The organism is Pantoea sp. SGAir0215, assembly GCF_043543215.1.
Genome location: NZ_CP028031.1, coordinates 1,599,024 through 1,623,395, shown reverse-complemented (window position 1 = coordinate 1,623,395; position 24,372 = coordinate 1,599,024). Strand labels below are relative to the sequence as shown.

Genomic DNA, 24,372 nt, shown 5'->3' with positions numbered 1-24,372 from the left:
TATCGCTCAGGGAAAGGCAATTTCAGAGCACACTTAAGGTAATCGGCGTGATTTCAGTCCAGGCTTCAACGCCATAAGCGGATGCTGATGCGTCCCGCGACAAGGGGCAATTATTACGTCATTTGAATAAAGGATAAAAAAACATGATGAACAGGATGGTTTGGGCACCCGCGGCCCTGTCACTGGTTCTGCTAAGTGGTTGCAGCACCCCAGCCCAGCCGCAGGTGAAACAACTGCACCGGGAAGTCAGTCAGCTTAATCAGCAGATGCAGCAACTCACCAGCCAGGCAAGTGCGGTTGAAATTCAGGGACAGCTGAACGCCCATTCACAGCAGGGCGCATGGCTGTTGCCGCAGGCAAACACGCCCGTGGCACTTCAAACGCAGGTTGGCACGCTGCGCCTGTCGCTCGCACGCATTGAGGCCGAGGCCGGCGGTACGCATGCTGACCTGACGCTTCGCACACAAGACATTTCACCGCTGCCCGGGATGCATGCGACAGTAGTCTGGGGCCAGCTCGATCCCGCAACCGGTAAGCCACTTGAGGCCGACAGCCTGACGCAAACCCTCAGCGTTCCCGCTTCACTGACGCCACGCAGTTCGGTCACCGTACCATTACGGTTAAAGGATGTGACGCCGGAGCAACTGGGTTATGTTCGAATTCACCAGGTGATCGCAGATACGTCCAGGCCCTGAAAACAAAAAAGCCGCCAGATTACGCTGGCGGCTTTTTTTATCGCACCGATACTACGGCAGGATCGAAGGCTGATCGGCGCCCTCTTTCTCCACTTTCTGTACCAGCATATGTTCGCGTTTCATGCCCAGCTTCAGCGCCAGCGCTGAAGAAACGTAGATCGACGAAACGGTACCGATGGTGACACCAATCAGCATGGTCAGTGAGAAGCCTTTCAGCAGCGCACCACCAAAGATGAACAGGATCAGGATCATCGCCAGCGTAGTCAGCGAGGTGATCAGGGTACGGCTTAACGTCTGCGTCAGGGACACGTTCGTAATGTCATAAGAGGAGCCGCGACGGATCTTGCGGAAGTTCTCACGAATACGGTCCGAGACCACGATTTTATCGTTCAGCGAGTAACCGATGACCGACATCAGCGAGGCCACAATCGTAAGGTCAATCTCGACCCGGAACAGCGACAGCAGTCCACAGGTGATAATGACGTCATGCGCCAGCGCCAAAACCGTACCCAGTGCCAGACGCCACTCAAAGCGAATACCGATATAAATCAGAATCGCAATCAGTGCCGACAGCAGGGCTAACGCCCCGGCCTGCGCCAGATCGCTGCCCACGCTCGGTCCGACAAACTCGATACGTTTGACCGTCGCGTTTTGCTGCGTCGTCTGGTTGATAACCGTTACCACTTTATTACCCAGCTCGGTTCCCGCAGGCCCTGTGACCGGCGGCATGCGCACCATCACATCGCGGCTGCTACCGAAATTCTGGATCAACGGTTCCTGGAACCCGGACTTCACCAGCGCACCGCGGATGGCGTCGAGATCGGCCGGTTTCTCCAGATTGATCTCAATGACCGTACCGCCGGTGAAATCGAGCCCCCAGTTAAAACCGCGTACGCCAACAATGGCAATCGAGATGATGATTAACAGTCCCGAAATGATGAATGCCAGCGTATCCCAGCGCATAAAGTCAACGACTTTACGGCCGTGGTTTAACTGCTCAATGTTATATTCCTGTGCCACAACGCACTCCTCAGATAGACAGCTTCTTAACGCGCTTGCCACCGTACATCAGGTTGATAATGGCGCGGGTTCCGACGATCGATGTGAACATGGAGGTCGCAATACCGATAGCCGTTGTAATCGCAAAGCCCTTAATGGAGCCCGTACCAATTGCATACAGAATCACCACCTTAATCAGGGTCGTCACGTTCGCATCGACAATACTGGAGAAGGCACCTTTGTAGCCCTCATGAATTGCCTGCTGTACGGAACGCCCGTTGCGCAGTTCTTCTTTGATACGTTCATTGATCAGGACGTTTGCATCGACTGCCACCGCCAGCGTCAGCACAATACCGGCGATGCCTGGCATGGTCAGCGTGGCCCCCGGTAACAGCGACATAATGCCGACAATCAGCACCAGGTTTGCCAGCAGTGCGCTGGTCGCAATCAGGCCCACTTTCTTGTAGTACAGCACCATAAACAGGATGGAGGCGACCAGGCCCCACAGGCAGGCTTCCAGCCCCTGAGTAATGTTCTGCTGACCCATTGTCGGACCGATTGTCCGCTCTTCCACAATCTGGATAGGCGCAATCAAGGCCCCGGCGCGCAGCAGCAGTGACAGCTGACGTGCTTCGTTCGGGTTGCTGATACCGGTGATGCGGAAGCTGTTGCCCAGGCGTGACTGGATGTTGGCGACGTTAATCACCTCTTCCTGTTTCACCAGAATGGCGCGACCATTCGCATCTTTCTTACCGCTGTCTTTATACTCCACAAACAGGGTCGCCATCGGTTTACCGATGTTGTCCTTGGTGAAGTTCGACATGATATTACCGCCCGCGCCATCGAGTGAAATATTCACCTGAGGCTGGTTGTATTCGTCCATGCTGGAGGTCGAATCGGTAATGTGGTCACCGGTCAGAATCACGCGTTTGTACAGCACGACAGGCTGGCCGTCACGCATGTCTTTGACCTCGGAATCCCCCGGCACGCGACCATTGGCGGCGGCGGTCGGATCAACGCTGGTATTGACCAGACGGAACTCCAGCGTCGCGGTTGCGCCCAGAATTTCTTTGGCGCGCGCCGTGTCCTGAATACCTGGCAGTTCTACCACGATGCGGTCAGAACCCTGACGTTGCACCAGCGGCTCCGCGACACCCAGTTGGTTCACACGATTACGCAGGATAGTGATGTTCTGCTGAACGGCATATTCGCGCGCTTCGCTGAGGCGAGCATCGGTCATGGTGGCTCGCAGAGCATCGTTACCGCTGTTGCTGATCACCAGATCCTGATGACGGGATGACAGCCACTTCACGGCAGCGTCACGGCTGGCTGCGTCACGGAAACGGATTTCCACGCCGTAGTTAGCAATCTTGCTGACGTTGGTATAAGGGATATTCTTTTCGCGCAGGTCGCTGCGCAGGCTGTCCGCATTCTGCTCTTGCAGTTTGCTCAGGGCAGTGTCCATATCCACTTCCATCAGGAAGTGCACGCCACCGCGCAGATCGAGGCCAAGTTTCATTGGCTGCGCCGCCAGCAGGGTAAGCCAGCGCGGCGTTGCGGGAGCCAGATTCAGCGCCACAACATAGTTTTCGCCCAGCGCTTTCATGATCGCTTCACGGGCGCGCAACTGCACATCCGTGTTAGAAAAACGCGCCGTAATCGCCCCGTTTTCCAGGGCAACAGACTTCGCCTGAATATTATCTTGTTTTAATACGTTCTGAATTTGATCCAACGTTTGCTCACTGGCGGCGCTTCCGCGCGCGCCAGTGATTTGAACAGCCGGATCCTCACCATAAAGGTTGGGAAGTGCATATACCAGGCCAATGACAAGCACCACGACCAGCATTATGTACTTCCACAAAGGATAACGATTTAACACGGCAGTTCCCTTAGGGAAGTAAAAATTACAGCGCCTTCATAGAACCTTTCGGCAGGACGGCAGCCACGAAATCACGTTTAATAACCACTTCGGTAGTGTCGTTCAGCGCAATCGCAATGTAGCCGGTTTCTGCCACTTTGGTTACGCGACCCACCAGGCCACCATTCGTCAGCACTTCATCACCTTTGGAGATAGAATCCATCAGCTTCTTGTGCTCTTTTGCGCGTTTCTGCTGAGGGCGCAGGATCATGAAGTAAAAAATCAGGCCAAAGACGACCAGCATGATCACCAGAGAATACGGACTTCCCTGAGACGGTGCGCCTGCTGCAGCCACAGCGTCAGAAATGAAAAAGCTCATTAAATTTCCCTCATTGATGAATTATCAGACGTTAAAGGCGGAACCGCTTTGCCCGTCCGTTGGTAGAACTCGGTAACAAAGCGCTCTAATTTACCCTCTTCAATAGCCTGGCGTAAACCTGCCATCAGGCGCTGGTAGTAGCGCAGGTTATGAATCGTGTTCAGACGCGCGCCCAGTATTTCGTTACAGCGATCAAGATGATGCAAGTAAGCACGGCTGTAATTGCGACAGGTGTAACAATCACACTCGGCATCCAGCGGCGACACATCGTCTTTATGCTTCGCATTGCGGATTTTTACCACGCCGTCCGTCACAAATAAGTGTCCATTACGTGCATTGCGCGTTGGCATCACACAGTCAAACATGTCCACGCCACGACGCACACCTTCGACCAGATCTTCAGGTTTGCCCACGCCCATTAAATAACGCGGTTTGTCCTCAGGGATCTGTGGACAAACATGCTCCAGGATGCGGTGCATGTCCTCTTTCGGCTCACCGACCGCCAGGCCGCCCACAGCGTACCCATCAAAGCCAATCTCTACCAGACCTTTCACAGACACATCACGTAAATCTTCGTAAACCGAGCCCTGAATAATACCGAACAGCGCGTTCTTGTTGCCCAGGCTGTCAAAGCGGTCACGGCTGCGCTGCGCCCAGCGCAACGACATCTCCATTGAGCGTTTCGCATAATCCCAGTCGGCCGGGTACGGCGTGCACTCATCGAAGATCATGACGATATCGGAGCCCAGATCGTACTGAATTTCCATGGATTTTTCTGGATCGAGGAAAATCTGATCGCCATTGATCGGGTTACGGAAGTGAACGCCCGCTTCGGTGATTTTACGAATATCGCCCAGGCTGAAGACCTGGAAACCGCCGGAGTCCGTCAGGATAGGGCCTTTCCACTGCATAAAATCATGCAGATCGCCGTGCAGCTTCATGATTTCCTGACCGGGACGCAGCCAGAGGTGGAAAGTATTGCCCAGAATAATTTGCGCGCCGGTATCCTGCACTTCTTCCGGCGTCATGCCTTTTACGGTGCCATAGGTGCCCACGGGCATAAACGCCGGGGTTTCGACCACGCCACGATCAAAAATCAGACGCCCGCGACGCGCGCGACCGTCTGTGGTATCAAGCTCAAATTTCACAAGACCTCCATCGGAGAAACAGTCCGATGTTCAAAGTAAACAGATCAGGCGCCCACTTTTTCCAGCGGCGCCTGAGGGTTTTTGCTGATAAACATCGCGTCGCCGTAGCTGAAGAAACGGTATTCTTCTGCCACCGCAGCGCGATAAGCAGCCATGGTGTGCTGGTAACCGGCGAAGGCCGAGACCAGCATAATCAGGGTTGATTCCGGCAAATGGAAGTTGGTGATTAATGCATCGATCACCTGGTACTCGTAGCCCGGATAGATAAAAATTTGGGTATCGTCGAAGAACGGCGCAATCAGGGCATCCTGACTGGCTTTGGCGGCGCTTTCCAGCGAACGTACCGAGGTGGTGCCAACGGCGACCACTTTATTCCCCCGCGCCTTACAGGCCAGCACCGCGTCTACCACATCCTGCGGGACTTCCGCGTACTCCGCGTGCATGTGGTGATCTTCAATCGTCTCGACGCGCACCGGTTGGAAGGTGCCCGCCCCAACGTGCAACGTGACAAAGGCCATTTCCACGCCTTTATCTTTGAGCGCCTGCAACAGCGGCTCATCAAAATGCAGCCCCGCCGTGGGCGCGGCGACGGCACCGGGTCGGGCGCTGTAAACCGTTTGATAAAGCTCACGATCCGCCTCTTCATCCGGGCGGTCAATGTACGGCGGCAGCGGCATATGGCCGACGCGGTTAAGAATGTCCAGTACGTCACGGTCATCGTCAAAGGCGATCTCGAACAACGCATCGTGCCGCGCCACCATAGTGGCTTTCACGCTCTCGTCGTCACCCAGCAGCAGCGCTGCGCCAGGCTTCGGCGCTTTCGATGCGCGAACATGCGCCAGCACGCGCTTGTCATCAAGCATGCGCTCGACCAGCATCTCAATTTTGCCGCCGCTTGCCTTGCGTCCGAACACCCTGGCCGGGATAACGCGCGTGTTGTTAAACACCAGCAGATCTCCGGGCTGGAGCTTATCCAGCACATCCGTAAACACGCCGTGAGTGAGCGCGCCGGTTGGGCCATCCAGCGACAGCAGGCGGCAACCACTTCGTTGCGCCTGGGGATAATGGGCGATAAGAGATTCAGGCAAATCAAAAGCAAAATCGGCGACACGCATGACAGACTTCTTACTCAGAAAAACAGGCGGCACAGTTTAGCGGAAAACCGAACAATTCTGAACAACTGGCTGCGTAAACGGAGTTGCGCTTATAATGCCGCATGAATTTTCTTGCGCATCTTCACTTAGCCCATCTTGCCAACAGCTCTTTGCTGGGCAATCTGATGGCCGATTTCGTTCGCGGCGCGCCGCACCAACACTGGCCTGAACCGGTGGCCGACGGCATTCTGATGCATCGTCGCCTGGACGTAATGACCGATGCCCTGCCGGAAGTGCGCGCGGCACGCCAGCTTTTCCGGGCAGAGACCTATCGCGTCGCCCCCATCACGCTGGATGTCATCTGGGACCATTTTCTGGCGCGCCACTGGGATCGCGTTCATCCGTCACAAACGCTGCAAGCGTTTACGGCCCGTGCCGAGCGCGAAATCGTCCCGCAACTGGCCGCCACGCCCGAGGAATTTAAAGAACTGAATGCGGTGATGTGGCGAGAACGCTGGTTCGAACACTACGCCGATCCCCTGCGCCTTGAACGCGTGCTGAATGGCATGGCCCGACGTCGGCCAAGGCTGGCGGCACTCAGCGACTCTTACCAGGACTTCACCGCCCATTATCCGGCCTTTGAAGCCTGTTTCTTTCAGTTTTATCCCCGCCTGATGCAGTTGGCCGCCAGCCGGCAGCTGTGATTCACCCTCTTTATCAGGTAAGACGCGGCTTACCTGATAACGCTGAAAAAGCACGCAAACAGTACACCGACGATATTGCCATTACTGGCGCACTACGGCTTAATAAGCCTTGCTTAACTATGCTTTGCGCTACTCTCACTGTCAGACCGCCTGTTCAGGCGCTTCCTGTATTCGATGTGTTTTAAAATCATAAGAGGGAAACATGTCATCCGCTTCGCATTCTGAAATTGACGCGCGCTATCGCTACGCCTGCGAAATCGCCCGTGCCGCCGCAAGCCGCGCCTTGTCATGGTATCAACAGCGTCAAAAACTGGTGGTGGAACATAAAAGGGACCTTCAGGACGTGGTCAGTGAAGCTGACCGTAACGTTGAAGAATTAATTAAATCACTGATTGCAGAACGCTATCCCGAGGATGCGGTATTAGGTGAAGAGAGCGGTGGAGAAACAGGCGAGGCCCGCATTTTATGGGTCATCGATCCGATTGATGGCACCGCCTGCTTCGTCAATGGTCTGCATAACTGGTGCGTTTCGCTGGCCATCGTCTGCGAAGGTGAACCGGTGGTGGGCGTGGTTTGCGATCCCAATCATCAGGAGCTGTTTCACGCCCGCAAAGGCCAGGGCGCCTGGCTTAATGAGACCCGGCTTGAGGTTCATCAGGCCCGTCACCTCAACGAAGGGCTGTTGGGCATCAGTAATTCCAGCCGGGTGCCGGGAGAAAAGGTTACGCAGCTTATCGATGCGCTACTCAAACAAGGCGGGATGTTCATTCGCATCGGCTCCGGTGCCTTAACCAGCGCCTGGGCCGCTGCCGGTCGCCTGATTGGCTATTACGAAGCCCATATGCATCCCTGGGACAGCCTGCCGGGCATCGTGTTAATGCGGGAAGCGGGCGGCGTCACCAATGACTATATGCGCAATGATGGCCTGAAAAACGGCAATCCCGTTTTGCTGGCGAATGCCGTAATCTATCCACAGATTAAAGCCCTTCTCGCGCCCCAGGAACTGGAGGATGAATAATGTCTGCCTGTAGCCCCCTGCGCGTAGTCGCGCTCTGTGCGTTATGGTTCGCGGCGGGGTCGCTTTACACGGCGCCAGAATACCAGTTAGAGAAAGTGGTCGAACTCAGCCGACACGGGGTGCGCCCGCCGACGCCGGGCAACCGCCAGGAGACCGAGGCAGCAACCGGACAGCCCTGGCCCCGGTGGAGTACAGCGGACGGCGAGCTGACGGGCCATGGCTACAGTGCGGTGGTGAATAAAGCGCGCTGGGAAGGCGATCACTATCGCCAGTTGGGATTACTTCCCGCGGGTTGTCCGGACGCGACAGCACTCTACGTACGCGCCAGCCCTCTTCAGCGAACGCGCGCCACTGCCGAAGCGTTGGTGGATGGCGCATTTCCCGGCTGCGGCGTGGCGGTGCATACCGTCACGGGCGACGTCGATCCGCTTTTTCAGACGGAAAAACTGCCCTTTGCCCGCATCGATCCGCAGCGAGAGATGGAAGAAAAGCGGCGTGTGGCGGGCGATTTAGCACAGCGACAGCAGCAGCTCCAGCCCGCCATTCAGGCGCTTAAACAGGCGGTCTGTCCGGCTAACCGCGCGTGCCCGTTTTTTGATCGCCCCTGGCAGTTAAAGCAGACTAAAAGCGGCAGCGTCTATGTTGAAGGCTTAAGCACGCTGGCCGCCATGGTCGAGACGTTGCGCCTGGGCTACAGCGAAAACTTACCGTTCGCGAGGCTGGCGTGGGGCCACATCACTTCCGCTCAACAGATCACCGCCCTGCTCCCCCTGCTGACGGCCAGTTATGATCTCAGCAATGATGTGCTCTATATGGCGCAACGTCGTGGCTCGCTTCTGTTACAGCGGATGCTCGACGCCATTCAGGGGAACGATCCCGATGTACGATGGGTACTGCTGGTGGCCCATGACACGAATATCGCGATGGTTCGCCGCCTGATGGGATTTGAATGGCAACTGCCGGGTTATACGCGCGGTAATATTCCGCCGGGAAGCAGCCTGGTGATGGAGCGCTGGCGGGATACGCAAAGCAATCAGCGCTACCTGCGCGTCTATTTTCAGGCACAAAGTCTGGACGGGCTACGTCAGTTACAACCCATTAATGACCGTCATCCTTTGTTGCGTCAGGAGTGGCAGCAAGCCGGCTGCCATATCACCGACGTGGGTACACTGTGCCCGTTACAGGATGCGATTGCCGCGTTGGGTCAACAGCTGGACCGCAGCGCGATCGTTCCGGAATCCCTTATATTACCCGCGCAGAACGCATTAGCGCCCGTGTCGGGTTAACGGTGGGCTTTCTCTTATTTTTCGGCAACTTATTTAACGACGTACGCTTTTGCATTAGCATCGTTTCGTCAATCATCCCTCTGTTTGTTTCATTTGCTATGTGACGTTTTCGGCGAATCCTTTCGCCGATTTTATTTCGTCGTGTCAGTCGCCTTCGCGGCCGGGAATCAGGACGGCTTGCGCACCAGCTTATAACCCAGCAGCAACAGCACAATCCACACCATGCCCACGTAAAGTGAGATGCGCGTATCCGGAAAGTAGCCGATCAGGCCGATGATAAAGCATAAAAAGGCTACGCCGAAACCGGCTGTCCAGCTTCCGCCCGGGAGGGCAAATGTCAGCTGACGGGCTGCCGCTTTACCAATTTTGCGGCGAAACGCAATCTGGGACAGCAGAATCATAATCCAGACCCAGACGGTGGCAAAGGTGGCCAGAGAGGCAATGACCAGGAACACTTTCTCGGGCATCAGGTAGTTGAGCCAGACCGCAATCAGCATGGCAAACATCATAACTACCACCGTGACCCACGGAATCCCGCGTGCTGACACCTTCATAAACACTTTAGGCGCATGGCCCTGCTGCGCCATACCGTGCAGCATACGCCCGACACCGAACACATCGCTGTTAATCGCGGACAGGGAGGCCGTCAGTACCACAAAGTTGAGGATAGAAGCGGCAGCGGCAATACCCAGATGCTGGAAGGTCAGCACAAACGGGCTACCGTTGGTGCCCACCTGATTCCATGGATAGAGGGACATGATGACAAACAGCGTACCAACGTAAAACACCAGAATACGCATCGGCACGGAATTAATGGCGCGTGGGATAGAGGTCGCCGGATCCTTAGCTTCACCGGCCGTGATGCCAATAATTTCTATCCCGCCGTAAGCAAACATCACCATCTGAAGTGACAGCAGCATGCCAACGATCCCGTGGGCAAAAAAGCCGCCGTTGGTCCACAGGTTGTGAATGCCGGTCGGCTGGCCACCGTTACCGATGCCCCAGATGATCATGCCAAATCCGGCCAGAATCATCACAATAATGGTGGCGACTTTGAAGAAGGAGAACCAGAACTCCACTTCGCCGAACACCTTCACGCTCATCAGATTGACCGCACCGATGATCAGCACGACGCTCAGTACCCAGATCCAGTGCGGCACCTCCGGGAACCAGACACCCATATAAATACCAAATGCCGTGACGTCGGCGATGGCCACAATCAGAATTTCAAAGCAGTACGTCCAGCCGGTGATATACCCAGCCATTGGTCCAAGATAATCCTGCGCGTAACGAGAAAACGAGCTGGCCTGGGGATTATTAACGGACATTTCTCCCAGCGCGCGCATGATAATGTACGCCACCGCGCCGCCGATAATATAGGCGAGCAGAACGCTCGGTCCTGCCATCCTGATGGCGTCCGCCGAGCCATAAAACAGCCCGGTGCCAATCGCCGATCCCAGCGCCATAAAACGGATGTGGCGCGTGCTCAGTCCGCGTTTGAGCTTGTTGGTTTCTTGCATAACAACCTGTACCTGTGAAATGAAAAAACCACGGGCAAGCCCGTGGTTAAAGAAGAATCAATCTTAGCCGTTACGAGTGAACTGTCACCTGTTCCGGCCCTTTTAACCGATCAACCAACGCCACAAGCAGCAACATCACCAGTGAGGGCGGCAACCAGGCAAGCCCCTGGTCGGCTAATGGCAGATGCTGGCTGAATGCGGGTAACGCCTCTTTAAACCCGGTGGTTTTGATTGCGTCAAGGATACCAAACAGCAGGCTGACAAGCATAGTCGGAGCAATGATTCGGCTGCTTTTGTTCCAGATATTCTGGGTAAAACTCAGCACAACCAGTACGATGCACGGCGGATAAATTGCGGTCAGCACCGGAATCGAGATCTGGATCAGATGACTCAGCCCCAGGTTGGAAACCACCATGGAGAACAGCCCCAGCACAAACACCAGCGTTTTGTATGACAACGGCAGATACTGGGCAAAAAACTCGGCGCAGGCACAGGTCAGGCCCACGGCTGTCACCATACAGGCAATAAAAATCAGCGCGGCAAGGAAGAAGCTGCCCATATCGCCAAAGGTGTGCTGTACGTAGGCATGCAGAATCGCGGCGCCGTTAGCATTTTGATCGACCAGCGCCCCGCTTCCTGCGCCCAGTTTAAACAGGCTCAGGTAGACCAGCGTCAGCCCTACACCCGCGATAATCCCCGCCAGTACCGTATAACGGGTTAACAGTGCCGCGTTATCAATACCGCGTGAACGGGCCGCATTCACAATCACAATCCCGAATACCAGGGCACCCAGCGTATCCATCGTGAGATAGCCGTTCACGAAACCGCTGGAAAACGCAGCGCGCTGGTAGTCGGCGGTGGCCGGAATGGTGCCGCCTGCGGGCCACAGCAGGGCGGCAACGCCGAGCAGCGTCAGGGCGGCAATTTTCAGCGGTGCCAGAATATGCCCGACCGTATCCAGCAGTTTGCCGGGATAGAGCGAAATGCCCATCACCAGCACAAAGTAGATCAGGCTGTAGATGAACAACGGCAGTGCACCGTCGCCGGTGATCGGCGCGATCCCGACTTCAAACGACACCGTGGCGGTGCGCGGCGTGGCAAAGAGTGGCCCCACCGCCAGATAGCAGACAGTGGCCAGAACCACCCCGGCAATTTTACCAATCGGTGTACTCAGCGCGTCAATCCCGCCGCCGACGCGCGCCAGCGCAATGACGGTGATGACGGGTAATCCCACAGCGGTAAGCAGAAACCCTAAAGCGGCCACCCAGACATGTTCGCCTGACTGAATACCGACCATAGGAGGAAAGATAATGTTACCCGCACCAACAAACAGGGCAAACGTCATAAAGCCCAGCGCGAGAATGTCTTTAACGGTTAAACGATGTGTCATACGGCCTGTCACTGATGTTGCGATGAAAGATAAGTTTGCGTTGCCCCCTCGCTGCGCTATGACAGCGGCTGATCAGACGACAGCAGCGCATTATGCGCAGCGTCCGGTTTAGCGCAGGTGATTTGAGCTGCTTTTTTTCTGTTCACAGAGGGATAAATCGACAACGGCCGTAAGTAAAACGTTTATAGCGAAGAAAGGCAATACGAGATCGGAAAACCAGAGGCTTATTTCGTGATTTAAGTCAAAATTAGTGGATCACATCAATATTAGCAGCAAGCACATCAGATGATGTGCCTTAATAATAAACAGGCCATGGGAAATACCAGCATACTGACGTCTTTTTATGCACAAGTGGCGCATACATTGCGCCACACTGCGCGCTTTTGACGCTTACCAGACCTGATTCGCCACATCCACAACCAGACGAATCTTCTGCCACTGTTCCGCTTCGGTCAGGCTGTTCCCCTCTTCCGTTGAGGCAAAGCCACACTGTGGACTAAGGCAGATCTGGTCAAGGCTGAGGTAATGCGTCGCCTCCTGTAAACGTGCTTTTACCTGCTCCACGTCTTCGAGTTCGCCGACCTTGGTGGTAATTAAACCAAGCACCGCCTGCTGATGACCCGGCCGGATAAAACGCAGCGGTTCGAAACCGCCGGAACGGTGGTTATCATATTCCAGGAAAAACGCATCGACATTAACAGTGCCAAACAGGATTTCGGCCACAGGTTCATAGCCGCCTTCTGAAATCCAGGTCGAACGGAAATTGCCGCGGCAGACATGCAGACCGACGGTCAGATCGGCCGGTTTATCCTCCAGCGCTTTATTCAGCACGCGGGCGTAGGTTCGGGCCAGCTGCTCGGGATCGTCACCGCGCTCGCGGATCTCACGCTTTTGCTCGTCCGAGCACAGGTACGCCCACACCGTATCATCCAGTTGCAGATAGCGGCAGCCTGCCGCATAAAAGGCGGCGATTGCGTCTTTGTAAGTCTGTGCCAGATCGTCAAAGTACACATCAAGATCGGGATACACCTCCGCGTCGATCACTTTACGTCCGCCACGGAAATGCAGCACGCTGGGACTGGGAATCGTCATTTTCGCCACGGCATCCCCTGCGATGCCTTGCAAAAAGCGGAAATGATCCAGCATCGGATGCCCGTCAAACCCCAGTTTGCCGGTCACTTTGACACCGTGCGCTTTGGTCTGTACGCCGTTGAACTGAATGCCCTGATCGGCTTCAAAATGTTCCACGCCTTTCAGGCCGTAGAAAAAGTCAAAATGCCACCAGCCGCGACGGAATTCCCCATCCGTGACCACTTTGAGGCCGTTTTCACGCTGTTTTGCCACCACATCACGGATGGCTTCGTTTTCAACCTCACGCAACTCGTCAGCGCTGATTTCCCCCGCCTGGTATTTCTCGCGAGCCTGTTTGATCGCGGCAGGACGAAGAAAGCTGCCAACGGTGTCGGCACGAAACGGGGCGGTTTGTCTTTGCATGATCACTCCTCGTCACGGCCAGATAATTTCGGCCGGGAATAGTTACATAATGTTATTTTAGCCTTCTGGATGGCTAAACGTCTAAATGCAGAGTGACATGCCGTTCTCTCAGCGGCAAACGAATAAAATTCACGTCGCCTGAAAAAAATTCATGTTGCATCGTCGCCGTCGGCTTTTCTGTCAGCGGCCGCAGAACAGACAGCCTGATCGGGCTTACGGGTCCGGAGGCAGGCTGTTTTACGGTGACGCTACCGACGTTTGTTGACGGACAGGTGGGCGTTATTCGAGCGAAGCGCGAGCCTGAGCAATCTGCGCCGCAGAGAGCGGCAAATACCCGGCCTCGCTGACGCGCTGTTGCCCCTGACTGGAAAGCACCTGTCGTAAAAAGGCATCGACCAGTGGCGGTAAAGGTTTACCTGGCGCTTTATTCACATAGAGATAAAGCGGACGCGACCATGGATAGCGGCCGGTACGGATAGTCTCTGGATCCGGTGCCACCGCGTCGCCGTTTTTGGTCACCACGGGCAGCAACCTGACGCCGCTCAGATGGAAACCAAAACTGGCATAGCCGATGCTGCGGGGATTACCGGCTACGGCCTGTACCACGGCGGCAGAGCCGGGAAACTCGGCCACGTCATTGCGGAAATCGCCCTGACACAGCGCCTGCTGTTTGAAAAAGCCCCATGTTCCCGAGGCGGAGTTACGGCCATAGCGCTGGATGGGACGCTGCTGCCATTCTGTCTGGTGCAGTCCCAGGTCACCCCAGCGTTGTGGAACCTGATGCGCGCCGCAAAGCCGGGTGATGGAAAAAACCGCATCGAGCTGCCGCGGATCGATTTCACGCAGCGGGTTACGTTGATTGACCACCACGACCAGCGCATCCATTGCCACCGGCACGGCCAGCGGCGGATAGCCATAGCGCGCCTCAAAGGCCTGGCGCTCATCAGCCTGCATCGGACGACTCATCGCGCCCAGTTGAACGGCCCCGGCGGTCAACGCAGTGGGCGCGGTAGACGACCCCGAAGCCTGAACCTGAACGTTCACGCCAGGCGCCTGACGGCTAAAGTCATCTCCCCATAACGTCATCAGATAGCCGAGCGTGTCGGAGCCGGCGCTACTGAGATTTCCGGACAGCATGACGGGCTGCGCCTGCCCGAGGGCTGGCAACAGCGAAAAGAACACCAAAAGAAAAGCGCGCATCGTTCCGGTCCGTTCACGATTGATGAACGGCATTCTCCTGCATCCCGTTACTGACAATCAACCTTGGTGCCAGGGTAAATGTAAAACAGGTTTCCTGATGCGGGATGCTGGTGATCTCCAGCCGGGCATTATGGTGACTCAACGCATGTTTGACGATAGCCAGCCCCAGCCCGCTGCCGCCAGTCGCACGTGAACGCGCTTTATCTACACGATAAAAGCGTTCGGTCAGGCGCGGAATATGCTCAGCGGGAATACCGGGACCGTTATCGCAGACCTTAAATACCGCGCCCTGCTTGCTGCGTAACCAACTGATATCAATTCGTGTGCCGTCTGGCGTATGGTTGACCGCGTTGTAGACCAGGTTAGAGATGGCACTGCGCAATTGCTCGTCATTGCCAAACACTTTCAGATGCGGATCGGTGTGAAAATGGATTTGATGTCGCCCGCCGCTCAGCGTTTCCGCTTCATGTTGCAGCAGTTTCAACATGACCGGCACATCAACTTTTTCTTTCATATTGATGACCGGGGCCGCCTCAATACGCGACAGCGTCAGAAGCTGTTTCACCAGGCTGTCCATTCGGCGGGTTTGTTCTGACATGGTGTGCAACGCTTTGTCACGCGAACGTTGATTCATGACTGAGTCATTCATCATCTCCAGATAACCCTGAAGCACCGTCAGCGGCGTGCGAAGTTCGTGACTGACGTTGGCGAAGAAGTTGCGTCGTGCACCTTCCAGCTGGTGCATTTGCGTCACGTCGCGGGCCACCATCAACCACTGGCCTTCGCTGTAGGGCATAACACGAAATTCCATGTGATGCTGGTTATTCAGCACCAGCGTCAGCGGCTTGTCGAAATCGCGCTGGCGCAGATAACGTGAAAATTCAGGATAGCGCAGCAGATTAAGGATATTTTGCCCGTTATCTTCGGGCCAGCGCAGCCCGAGGTGCTGCTGTGCCAGGCCATTGCACCAGAAGATGGTGCCCTCTTCCGTTGTCAGGATAACGGCATCCGGCAGCGACTCTGCACCACTGCGAAACCGTTTGATCAGATGACCCAGCTCACGCCGCCGACGTCGGTTGCGCAGTTGCATTTGATACAGACCGTAAAACAGCGGTTCCCAGCTTGCCTGACCGGAAGGCGGGGTCATCGTGCGATCCAGCCACAGCCAGTGCGACAGCCGCATCAGGTTATAAAAATGCCACAGTAAAATACCGACTACGCTGAGTAACAACAGCCACGGCAGATAGCCGAACAACAGGCCGAGTACCAGCGCAGGCAAACACGCCAGCACCAGTTCGGACAATAATCGCTTCCAGGAGAGGCGTTCCAGCACGGTTAAAGCTCCGTTTAAAAGCGGGCAGAGAAACGATAACCTGTTCCGCGGACGGTTTGTACCATGCGATCATGACCGGTCAGTTCCAGCGCTTTGCGCAGACGGCGAATATGCACGTCAACTGTACGATCTTCAACATAGACGTTGGTGCCCCAGACGTGATTCAGTAGCTGTTCACGGCTGTAAACACGTTCAGGATGGGTCATAAAGAAGTGGAGCAGCTTGTACTCTGTCGGCCCCATCTCCAGCGGCGTGGTTTCCGACATCACCCGGTGCGAGGAGGGATCCAGGCTCAGGCCCTGCATTTCAATTACATCTTCGACCGCCATCGGCGAAATGCGACGCATCACAGCTTTGATACGGGCCATCAGCTCTTTCGGGGAAAACGGTTTGGTAATGTAGTCGTCGGCCCCGACTTCCAGGCCACGCACGCGATCTTCCTCTTCGCCACGTGCGGTCAGCATCATGACCGGAATATCACGCGTCATCGCTTCACGTTTAAGGTGTTTGATAAACTGAATGCCGCTGCCGCCAGGTAACATCCAGTCCAGCAGGATAAGGTCAGGCCAGGGTTCAATCAGCTTACTGACGGCGCTGTCATAATCTTCTGCCTCAATCGGCTGATAATCATTTTGTTCCAGAACGAAACATAACATCTCACGGATTGGAGCTTCATCTTCCACAACTAAAATGCGCTTAGCCATTATGACTCCTGCAGGTAGGACGGCTTTCACTGATATTTGCGGCGCCATTATGCGTCAGTTTTGTGACACTTTTATGAAAAAGTTAGCCATAAAAACCGGCCTGCAACAACCATTTATGACAACATGACGACATGTTTTGTGGCTTTAGTGATGGAGCCAGTATAATCGCCGGGCGATTTGTTATGGCAGGGAGTGTTATGCGCATTATCCATACCGCGGACTGGCACCTGGGGCAGTTCTTTTACAACAAAAGCCGGGCCGCTGAGCATCAGGCCTTTCTGGACTGGCTGCTGGCCCGAATTGAAGAGCATCAGGTGGATGCGCTGATTGTGGCGGGTGATTTATTCGATACCGGCACACCGCCCAGCTATGCACGTGAAATGTTCAACCGCTTTGTGGTGGCGTTACAACCCAGCGGCTGTCAGCTGGTGGTGCTGGCCGGAAATCACGATTCGGTGGCTACGCTGAACGAGTCGCGTGAACTGCTCGCCTGCCTGAATACCCGCGTGATTACCACGCCGCAGGACGGTAACGATGTGCTGATGTTAACGACGCGTCAGGGCGAACCGGGCGCGCTGCTGTGCGCCATTCCTTATCTGCGGCCACGCGATATTATGCGCAGCCAGGCCGGCCAGTCAGGACGCGATAAACAGCGCAGCCTGCTGGAGGCCATTACCGCCCATTATCAGCGCAGTTTTGCTGCCGCGCAGGCGCTGAATCTGGCGCTTCCCATCGTCGCGACCGGCCACCTCACCGCCCTCGGCGTCAGCAAAAGCGACTCAGTGCGCGATATCTATATTGGTACACTGGATGCCTTTCCGGCCTCGGCCTTTCCGCCTGCGGATTATATTGCGCTGGGGCATATTCATCGTGCGCAGCGCGTGGCCGACAGCGATCATATTCGCTACAGCGGTTCGCCGATTCCGCTCAGCTTCGATGAACTGGGCAGCGAAAAAAGTGTGTTCCTGCTGGATTTCAGCCCGTCAGGCCTGACGGTCACGCCCCTGACCATTCCCCTGTTCCAGCCAATGCAGGTCCTGAAAGGCTCGCTGGCGCAAATCACCCGGCAGCTTAGCCAGTTTTCTGCGCCCGACGGGACCAAACCTGTCTGGCTGGACATTGAAGTGACCACGCAGGAATATTTAAGTGATTTGCAGCGTCAGGTAGAAGCGCTGACAGCTTCCCTGCCCGTAGACGTTTTGCTGCTGCGCCGCAGCCGTGAACAGCGCCAGCACAGTCTGGCACAGCTGGATAAAGAAACCCTGAGCGAACTGAATGTGGAAGAAGTGTTTGCCCGACGACTGGCGCTGGATGACGCGCTGGACGCGGATCAGATTGCCCAGACCACCCTGCGGTTTAAACAGACGCTGGCGGATCTGGAGGAACAGCCATGAAAATTCTGACGCTGCGCTTCAAAAATCTTAACGCGCTCAAAGGTGAGTGGTTTATTGATTTTCGCACCGAGCCGTTTGCCAGCAACGGGCTGTTTGCGATTACCGGCGCGACGGGCGCCGGTAAAACTACGCTGCTGGACGCCATCTGTCTGGCACTGTATCACCAGACGCCGCGCCTGGGCGGCATCTCTCAGGGGCATAACCCCCTGATGACACGCGACTGTGCCGAGTGCCTGGCGGAGGTCGAGTTTGAAATTAAAGGCGAAGCCTGGCGGGCATTCTGGAGCCAGAACCGCGCGCGCGGCACCGCTGACGGTAAACTGCAGGCTCCCCGCGTTGAGCTGGCACGCTGCGCCGATAATCAGATTGTGGCAGATAAAGTGAGCGATAAGCTCAAACTTACGGAAACGCTGAGCGGGCTGGATTTTGCGCGCTTCACCCGCTCAATGATGCTGTCACAAGGCCAGTTTGCGGCGTTTCTTAACGCCAAAGCCAATGAGCGGGCAGAACTGCTGGAAGAACTGACCGGAACCGAAATTTATGGTCGTCTGTCCATGGCCGTGTTCGAACGCCACAAAGCGGCCAAAACGGCGCTGGAACTGTTACGCAGTCGGGCAGGCGGCATGGCGCTGCTTGATGAGGCAACCCGTACTGCACTGCACCAGCAAAAAAAGGCCCTCAGCGACGCTGAACACCAGCTGACTGCCGCGCTTGCCGTGGCGCAGGCGCAGCAACAGTGGCAGCAACAGCATCAGCAGGCTATTGCGGATACAGAGCAGGCAACCGCGGCCCTCGCTGCGGCAGAGCACACCAGTCAGGCGGCAGAGCCGGATCGTCAACGTCTGGCGCGCAGTGAACCGGCGGAGAAACTGCGCGGTCCGTTGCAGCAACGTGACAGTCTGCTGGCCGAACGCAACGCGATGCGGGAACGTCAGCAGCAGCTCAGCCAACAGATGCACACGGCCACACAGGCGCATCATGTGTTGCAGCAACGCTATGCGGAAACGGACACGGCGCACGAACAGTGCCGTCAGCAACAGCAGCAGCAGGAAACGCTGTTGACCGGGCAGGTCATTCCGCTTGATCAGTCTCTCTCTGCCTTATACGAGCACATTCAGCAGCTACAGCAGGATGCCGAACGGCAACAGCAACACTGCGCTCAGCGCGAAGCCGCGTTACACAGCGAAGCCCGCCAGGTGCGCCACCTGCAAGAGACGATTGCCCAACAGCATGCCCTACGTGAGCAGTTAGCTGACATGCCGCAATGGGGTGAACACCTTCCGATCTGGAAAGAGCGTTTTGCCCAACTGACCCGCTATGAAGCGGCACAGGCTGAGCTGGATCAGCAGATACAGCAGCAACAGCGCCACATTCATCAGCGCCAGGGGGATATTGAGCAGCTGGCACAGCAACTCACGCCACTGGATCAGGCCGCACAGCAGGCGCAGCAGTCCTTGTCTCAGGCTGAGCAAGCACTAACTTCCCTTCAGAACGCGCATCCACCTGAAGCCTTACGTCAGGCACTGAGCCAGTATCAGCAACAGCGCGAGGCGCGCCATGCGCTGACGATAGTGGCCGCGCAGTGGCAACCCCTGCATCAGCAGCGCACGCAGTACGAAAAACGCCTGCATGAACTTGAGACGGCTCAGCAGCAGGCTGAAAGCGCACTGCTGACGTTAAGAGAAGCCTGGCGACGGGAAAAACAGCAGCTCAGCGACGTAGAGAAAATTTGCCAGCTCGAAAGCCAGATTGCTGACCTGGAACAGTACCGCGCCCGGCTTGAAGCCGGGCAGCCCTGCCCGTTGTGCGGCGCCTGCGAGCATCCTGCGGTCGAAACCTATCGTGCTCTGGAAGTTAGTGCTAACCAACAACGTAAAGCCGAGCTGCAAAAACAGGTAGACGCGTTGAGTGAAACCGGGACGGCAAAGAAGGAGCAGATAAAGCAGCTACAGGCTCAACAGCAATCCCTGCGTGAAGAAATCACGGGTCTGACCCAACAACTTGATGCCCTTTCTCAACAATGGCAGGAACTGAGCAGTGAGCTGGCGCTCACCTTCCCGCTGACAAATACGGATGCAAGGATCGCGTGGCAGCAGGCGCAAAATCGCCACGAGCAGACGCTTACGGCCCGGCTTGACGCACTGGAGCAAGCCGAGCGCGCGGTGCTGGCGGCCAAAGATCACCACCTGCGGCAGCACCAGACATTACAACAGCATCAGCAAACGCTACTGTTGACTCAGCAGCAACTGGAAAACCAGCACCAGGCGCTTCAGGCGTTACAGCAACAGCAGCGTCAGGCCGCAGAAAACGGCCAGCAGCTGGAAGCCGCGCTGGCACAGCAGTTCAGCGACGTGGCGTTGTCTTTACCTGAACGTACGGCGCGCGACAGCTGGCTGGCAACCCAACAAGAGCGCTGGCAGCGCTGGCAAGAGAGTGAGCGGTTGCTTGCTAACCTGCAGCCGCAACTTGCACGGGCGGAAACACAGGCTGACGCGCTGCAACAGCAGTTACAGCTTGAGCAGCAACGCCTGGATCAGCAGCGGCAGCAGCTCACCGCGTTACAGCAGCAGGCACATGAAAAACAGCAGCAGCGTCAGGCCCTGTTTGGCGATCGCGATGTGGCTCAGGCGCGCCAGCAGATGCAGGCGCTCGTCGATCAGCACGAGGCGCAACTTACCCAGCAGCGCAATGCACTGCATCAGTCACAGGCAGAGGTCAGCCGTCTTAATGGCCAGTTGACGCTGCTGGAAAGCCAACTGCAGAGCCTGTCCGGGCGCGTCACGGAAGCAGAACAACGCTTCAGCGCCGCGCTGGCGGCAGCCGAATTCGCTGATGAAACGCACCTGCGCGCGGCATTGCTGGATGAACAGGCGGCGCAGCAACTGCGTCAGCAGCTTCAGCAGATTGACCAGCACCGTCTGCACCAGCAGGCACGCCTGGCAGAACTGCAGCAGCGGCTGGCGGCACATCAGCAGCAAAAACCGGCTTTGATGCCGGATTCACCGGACGTGCTGGCGGCAGAACTGGCGCGCTTACAGCTGTCCCTGCGTGAAAATGCAAACCAGCAGGGCCAGGTACAGCAGCAGTTAGACAGCGATGCCAGCCTGCGAAACCAGCAGCAAACGCTGCTGGCGCGTATTGCGCAGGATGAGACGGCGTTAGCGCAATGGACCCTGCTTAACGATCTTATTGGCTCGGCAACGGGCGATAAATTCCGGCGCTTTGCCCAGGGGCTTACGCTCGATCACCTGGTGGCCCTGGCCAACCGTCAGTTAGATCGCCTGCACGGTCGCTACCTTTTACAGCGACGTGCCAGCGATGTGCTGGAACTGGATGTGGTGGATACCTGGCAGGCCGACAGCGCCCGCGATACGCGCACGCTGTCCGGCGGAGAAAGTTTCCTGGTGAGCCTGGCGCTGGCGCTGGCACTGTCTGACCTCGTCAGCCATAAAACCCGCATTGAGTCGTTATTTCTGGATGAGGGCTTTGGTACGCTGGATGCCGAAACGCTGGACACCGCTCTGGATGCCCTGGATGCGCTTAACGCCAGTGGCAAAACCATTGGCGTCATCAGCCATGTTGAAGCCATGAAAGAGCGCATTCCCGTTCAGATTAAGGTACGCAAAATGAATGGCCTGGGTTACAGCACCCTTGACATCCCCGGCCAGTAAGAGGTTAACCATGTTGAGATGGACCGGTATTTTCGCGGTTGCCCTGCTGCTTTTAGCAGGCTGCAGCCAGCCGCACGGCGCTGATGCCAGGCACTGCGCGCCGAACATGACGCAGACTCAGTGCCAGGCCGTCGACCACTATATCGCGCAGGTGAATGCCGTGGTGATGCGCAATTTTCATCACGCGCAACGTTACGCAGGCCAGCGCTGCCTGGTGACGGCACAACGCCGCGCGGACGGCCGCTATAACGTCATGCGCACAGAAGGAAATGAATCGTTATGCCTGAGCGCCTGGCAGAGCGTGAGTAGCGCGCGTGATATGCCCCTTCCGCCTCAGGGCGCGCCCCGGCAATGGGTATTTGCTTTTGCCCCGTAACCATAACGCGGCAGCTCGCGCCATCGCGGCCTGAACGTAAATGCAGATGCGCCCTTTCGGAAAGTCCTGAACCGGCGGTGCAGCCTGACGGTGATCAAGCCTGAAAACTGGCGGTTCACCGTCCACAACGGATTACTCAGGCCAGAGCCAGGCGGCTCCGCGAACACCGCTCGAATCCCCGTGTACGGCTTTCAGTACCGGCGTTTCACATTCGCCGCCAAATACCCATTTTTTCATCAGTGTGGGGACGGTCTGGTACAGACGATCCACGTTGCTCATGCCGCCGCCCAGAACAATCACATCCGGATCGATCAGGTTAACCACCTGGGCCAGCGATTTGGCCAGGCGCATTTCGTAGCGGCTCATAGCCAGTTCCGCCACCGGATCCTGCTGTGCCAGCAGGTGAACAATCTCGGCACCTTTGCGTGTAACGCCGCTCAAACGCTGATAGTCAGTGGCAAAGCCGGTGCCCGAGACAAAGGTTTCAATACAGCCCTGTAGTCCGCAATAACAGGGCACTTCAGCGCGATAGCGCAGTTCATCTTCGTCCATCCACGGCAGCGGATTGTGGCCCCATTCGCCCGCATTACCATTGCCACCGATACGGGATTCACCGTTTATCGCCACGCCCGCCCCCGAACCGGTGCCAATAATCACTCCAAAGACCAGCGGCTTACCGGCACCCGCGCCGTCAACGGCTTCGGATACGGCCAGACAGTTCGCGTCATTGGCAATGCGGACGTCACGATTCAGCGCGTGCGCCAGATCCTTGTCCAGCGGCTGTCCGTTAAGCCAGGTTGAGTTCGCGTTTTTTACCCGCTGCGTGTAGGGCGAAAGCGTGCCGGGAATACCGAGGCCTACCGTGCCCGTCTGTCCGGTCTTTTCTTCCGCCAGACGCACCAGATCGACAATAGCCTGTACCGTAGCGGCATAGTCGTTTCGGGGCGTGGAAACCCGATGGCGAAACAGCTCGCTTCCCTCGCTGGACAACGCAATCACTTCTGTTTTGGTGCCGCCCAAATCAATGCCGATGCGCACGGTTTATTCCTCATTATTCGTTAGGGGATTCTTACACTAAAAGGCGATGCCTTTAAAGGCAATGAAACCGCATCGATGTTTCGCTATCATGCGCACACTTAGTGAGATTTGTGCGCCCGATCGCGCCACGGTAAGGAATCCTGATGTTGTGGTTTAAAAATATGATGGTTTATCGTCTGAATCGTGACATTCCGTTGTCCGCAGACGACATGGAAAAACAGCTTGAGGCATTCACCTTCTCGCCTTGTGGCAGCCAGGACATGAGCAAGACCGGTTGGGTGTCACCGATGGGAAATCGCAGCGATGCGCTGACCCATGTGAATAACGGTCAGATTGTCATCTGCGCGCGCAAAGAAGAGAAAATTTTGCCTTCACCGGTGGTGAAGCAGGCGCTGGAAGCCAAAATTGACAAGCTTGAGGCAGAACAGAGCCGTAAGCTGAAAAAAACCGAGAAAGATTCGCTTAAGGATGAAGTGCTGCACAGCCTGTTGCCGCGTGCCTTCAGCCGTTTCAGCCAGACGTTTATGTGGATCGATACCGTTAATAATCTGATCATGGTGGACTGCGCCAGCGCGAAAAAAGCCGAAGATACGCTGGCCCTGCTGCGTAAAAGCCTGGGTTCACTGCCGGTCGTACCTCTGACGCTGGAAAGCCCGATTGAACTGACGCTGACTGAGTGGGTACGTTCCGGCGATCTGCCCGCAGGCTTTGCCCTGATGGATGAAGCCGAGCTGAAAGCGATTCTGGAAGACGGCGGCGTGATTCGCTGTAAAAAACAGGATCTGGTATGCGACGAAATCGCCAACCATATCGAGGCCGGCAAGCTGGTGACAAAACTGGCGCTCGACTGGCAGGAACGGATTCAGTTCGTCCTGTCGGATGATGGTTCCGTGAAGCGCCTGAAATTCAGCGATACGCTGCGTGATCAGAACGACGATATCGATCGGGAGGATTTTGCTCAGCGCTTCGATGCCGACTTTATCCTGATGACCAGCGAACTGGCCGCCCTGACCAGTAATCTGATTGAAGCGTTGGGTGGTGAGGCTCAGCGGTAAAACAGGCGGCCGCAAA

Annotated in this window: 20 protein-coding genes; 8 read left to right on the top strand and 12 right to left on the bottom strand. The window is 56.3% G+C overall.

From position 1 onward, the window contains the following. The first annotated feature begins 146 nt into the window (after positions 1 to 146). On the top strand, positions 147 to 695 hold the full coding sequence (locus tag C1N64_RS07565; RefSeq protein WP_394515499.1) for a SadB/YajI family lipoprotein: 549 nt from the start codon (positions 147 to 149) through the stop codon (positions 693 to 695). A gap of 51 nt (positions 696 to 746) precedes the next feature. On the opposite strand, the gene secF is transcribed toward C1N64_RS07565, so the two are convergent. The 5 genes from secF to queA are packed head-to-tail and all read right to left on the bottom strand — an operon-like array spanning position 747 to position 6,194. Beyond that, entirely contained in the window at positions 747 to 1,715 is a 969-nt protein-coding gene (gene secF, locus C1N64_RS07560; RefSeq protein ID WP_006117989.1) for a protein translocase subunit SecF, read from the bottom strand. Between the two features lie 10 nt (positions 1,716 to 1,725). Continuing rightward, the gene (gene secD, locus C1N64_RS07555; RefSeq protein ID WP_072021736.1) at positions 1,726 to 3,573 is read right to left on the bottom strand and encodes a protein translocase subunit SecD; all 1,848 of its coding nucleotides are present in this window, start codon (positions 3,571 to 3,573) and stop codon (positions 1,726 to 1,728) included. A 25-nt stretch (positions 3,574 to 3,598) separates the two neighbouring features. Then, positions 3,599 to 3,931 carry a preprotein translocase subunit YajC gene (gene yajC / locus C1N64_RS07550; RefSeq protein ID WP_006117993.1) on the bottom strand — a complete coding sequence of 111 codons (333 nt, stop codon included), beginning with the start codon at positions 3,929 to 3,931 and terminating at the stop codon, positions 3,599 to 3,601. Continuing rightward, complete coding sequence (tgt, locus tag C1N64_RS07545) at positions 3,931 to 5,079, bottom strand: tRNA guanosine(34) transglycosylase Tgt (protein ID WP_006117994.1); 1,149 nt, start codon at positions 5,077 to 5,079, stop codon at positions 3,931 to 3,933. Before tgt ends, yajC begins: the two co-directional genes overlap by 1 nt. A gap of 44 nt (positions 5,080 to 5,123) precedes the next feature. After that, on the bottom strand, positions 5,124 to 6,194 hold the full coding sequence (queA, locus tag C1N64_RS07540) for a tRNA preQ1(34) S-adenosylmethionine ribosyltransferase-isomerase QueA (RefSeq protein ID WP_006117567.1): 1,071 nt from the start codon (positions 6,192 to 6,194) through the stop codon (positions 5,124 to 5,126). A gap of 101 nt (positions 6,195 to 6,295) precedes the next feature. Between queA and C1N64_RS07535 the strand changes: the two genes are divergently transcribed. The 3 genes from C1N64_RS07535 to C1N64_RS07525 all read left to right on the top strand — a co-directional run bounded on the left by C1N64_RS07535 (position 6,296) and on the right by C1N64_RS07525 (position 9,181). Beyond that, positions 6,296 to 6,877: an acyl carrier protein phosphodiesterase gene (locus C1N64_RS07535; protein ID WP_006117568.1), complete on the top strand. Its 582-nt coding sequence runs from the start codon at positions 6,296 to 6,298 to the stop codon at positions 6,875 to 6,877. A 202-nt stretch (positions 6,878 to 7,079) separates the two neighbouring features. Further along, on the top strand, positions 7,080 to 7,895 hold the full coding sequence (locus C1N64_RS07530) for an inositol monophosphatase family protein (protein WP_006117569.1): 816 nt from the start codon (positions 7,080 to 7,082) through the stop codon (positions 7,893 to 7,895). Beyond that, entirely contained in the window at positions 7,895 to 9,181 is a 1,287-nt protein-coding gene (locus tag C1N64_RS07525) for a histidine-type phosphatase (protein ID WP_394515375.1), read from the top strand. Before C1N64_RS07530 ends, C1N64_RS07525 begins: the two co-directional genes overlap by 1 nt. Before the next feature lie 167 nt (positions 9,182 to 9,348). On the opposite strand, the gene proY is transcribed toward C1N64_RS07525, so the two are convergent. From proY to phoB, 6 genes are all read right to left on the bottom strand, one after another. Then, positions 9,349 to 10,701 (bottom strand): proline-specific permease ProY, encoded by a 1,353-nt coding sequence (proY, locus tag C1N64_RS07520; RefSeq protein WP_006117571.1) that lies wholly within the window; start codon positions 10,699 to 10,701, stop codon positions 9,349 to 9,351. A 70-nt stretch (positions 10,702 to 10,771) separates the two neighbouring features. Next, positions 10,772 to 12,091, bottom strand: coding sequence for a branched-chain amino acid transport system II carrier protein (gene brnQ / locus C1N64_RS07515; protein ID WP_006117572.1), 1,320 nt, complete (start codon positions 12,089 to 12,091; stop codon positions 10,772 to 10,774). A gap of 390 nt (positions 12,092 to 12,481) precedes the next feature. Continuing rightward, complete coding sequence (locus C1N64_RS07510) at positions 12,482 to 13,585, bottom strand: cobalamin-independent methionine synthase II family protein (protein WP_394515374.1); 1,104 nt, start codon at positions 13,583 to 13,585, stop codon at positions 12,482 to 12,484. A gap of 279 nt (positions 13,586 to 13,864) precedes the next feature. Next, the gene (locus C1N64_RS07505; RefSeq protein WP_039338627.1) at positions 13,865 to 14,785 is read right to left on the bottom strand and encodes a PstS family phosphate ABC transporter substrate-binding protein; all 921 of its coding nucleotides are present in this window, start codon (positions 14,783 to 14,785) and stop codon (positions 13,865 to 13,867) included. Positions 14,786 to 14,798: 13 nt separating this feature from the next. Then, a complete protein-coding gene (phoR, locus tag C1N64_RS07500; RefSeq protein ID WP_033738623.1) occupies positions 14,799 to 16,118 on the bottom strand; it encodes a phosphate regulon sensor histidine kinase PhoR in 1,320 nt (439 codons plus the stop codon). A gap of 14 nt (positions 16,119 to 16,132) precedes the next feature. After that, the gene (phoB, locus tag C1N64_RS07495; RefSeq protein ID WP_014606457.1) at positions 16,133 to 16,822 is read right to left on the bottom strand and encodes a phosphate response regulator transcription factor PhoB; all 690 of its coding nucleotides are present in this window, start codon (positions 16,820 to 16,822) and stop codon (positions 16,133 to 16,135) included. Between the two features lie 197 nt (positions 16,823 to 17,019). Between phoB and sbcD the strand changes: the two genes are divergently transcribed. The 3 genes from sbcD to C1N64_RS07480 are packed head-to-tail and all read left to right on the top strand — an operon-like array spanning position 17,020 to position 22,263. Then, positions 17,020 to 18,216, top strand: a complete 1,197-nt coding sequence (gene sbcD / locus C1N64_RS07490; RefSeq protein ID WP_006117577.1) for an exonuclease subunit SbcD — start codon at positions 17,020 to 17,022, stop codon at positions 18,214 to 18,216. Then, positions 18,213 to 21,887: an SbcC/MukB-like Walker B domain-containing protein gene (locus C1N64_RS07485; RefSeq protein WP_394515373.1), complete on the top strand. Its 3,675-nt coding sequence runs from the start codon at positions 18,213 to 18,215 to the stop codon at positions 21,885 to 21,887. Before sbcD ends, C1N64_RS07485 begins: the two co-directional genes overlap by 4 nt. 10 nt (positions 21,888 to 21,897) lie before the next feature. Further along, positions 21,898 to 22,263, top strand: a complete 366-nt coding sequence (locus C1N64_RS07480) for a cell envelope integrity protein TolA (RefSeq protein WP_033738618.1) — start codon at positions 21,898 to 21,900, stop codon at positions 22,261 to 22,263. Positions 22,264 to 22,395: 132 nt separating this feature from the next. Here C1N64_RS07480 and mak read toward each other — a convergent pair whose 3' ends face one another. Further along, the gene (gene mak / locus C1N64_RS07475) at positions 22,396 to 23,301 is read right to left on the bottom strand and encodes a fructokinase (protein ID WP_006117580.1); all 906 of its coding nucleotides are present in this window, start codon (positions 23,299 to 23,301) and stop codon (positions 22,396 to 22,398) included. A 143-nt stretch (positions 23,302 to 23,444) separates the two neighbouring features. Here mak and rdgC point away from each other — a divergent pair, with 143 nt between their 5' ends. Next, complete coding sequence (rdgC, locus tag C1N64_RS07470; RefSeq protein ID WP_033738615.1) at positions 23,445 to 24,356, top strand: recombination-associated protein RdgC; 912 nt, start codon at positions 23,445 to 23,447, stop codon at positions 24,354 to 24,356. The last annotated feature ends 16 nt before the right edge of the window (positions 24,357 to 24,372 follow it).

Coding starts and splice junctions, on each gene's coding strand:
- C1N64_RS07565 (WP_394515499.1), top strand. CDS start 147: ATGAACAGGATGGTTTGGGCACCCGCGGCCCTGTCACTGGTTCTGCTA.
- yajC (WP_006117993.1), bottom strand. CDS start 3,931: ATGAGCTTTTTCATTTCTGACGCTGTGGCTGCAGCAGGCGCACCGTCT.
- queA (WP_006117567.1), bottom strand. CDS start 6,194: ATGCGTGTCGCCGATTTTGCTTTTGATTTGCCTGAATCTCTTATCGCC.
- C1N64_RS07535 (WP_006117568.1), top strand. CDS start 6,296: ATGAATTTTCTTGCGCATCTTCACTTAGCCCATCTTGCCAACAGCTCT.
- C1N64_RS07530 (WP_006117569.1), top strand. CDS start 7,080: ATGTCATCCGCTTCGCATTCTGAAATTGACGCGCGCTATCGCTACGCC.
- C1N64_RS07525 (WP_394515375.1), top strand. CDS start 7,895: ATGTCTGCCTGTAGCCCCCTGCGCGTAGTCGCGCTCTGTGCGTTATGG.
- proY (WP_006117571.1), bottom strand. CDS start 10,701: ATGCAAGAAACCAACAAGCTCAAACGCGGACTGAGCACGCGCCACATC.
- brnQ (WP_006117572.1), bottom strand. CDS start 12,091: ATGACACATCGTTTAACCGTTAAAGACATTCTCGCGCTGGGCTTTATG.
- C1N64_RS07510 (WP_394515374.1), bottom strand. CDS start 13,585: ATGCAAAGACAAACCGCCCCGTTTCGTGCCGACACCGTTGGCAGCTTT.
- C1N64_RS07505 (WP_039338627.1), bottom strand. CDS start 14,785: ATGCGCGCTTTTCTTTTGGTGTTCTTTTCGCTGTTGCCAGCCCTCGGG.
- phoB (WP_014606457.1), bottom strand. CDS start 16,822: ATGGCTAAGCGCATTTTAGTTGTGGAAGATGAAGCTCCAATCCGTGAG.
- sbcD (WP_006117577.1), top strand. CDS start 17,020: ATGCGCATTATCCATACCGCGGACTGGCACCTGGGGCAGTTCTTTTAC.
- C1N64_RS07485 (WP_394515373.1), top strand. CDS start 18,213: ATGAAAATTCTGACGCTGCGCTTCAAAAATCTTAACGCGCTCAAAGGT.
- C1N64_RS07480 (WP_033738618.1), top strand. CDS start 21,898: ATGTTGAGATGGACCGGTATTTTCGCGGTTGCCCTGCTGCTTTTAGCA.
- rdgC (WP_033738615.1), top strand. CDS start 23,445: ATGTTGTGGTTTAAAAATATGATGGTTTATCGTCTGAATCGTGACATT.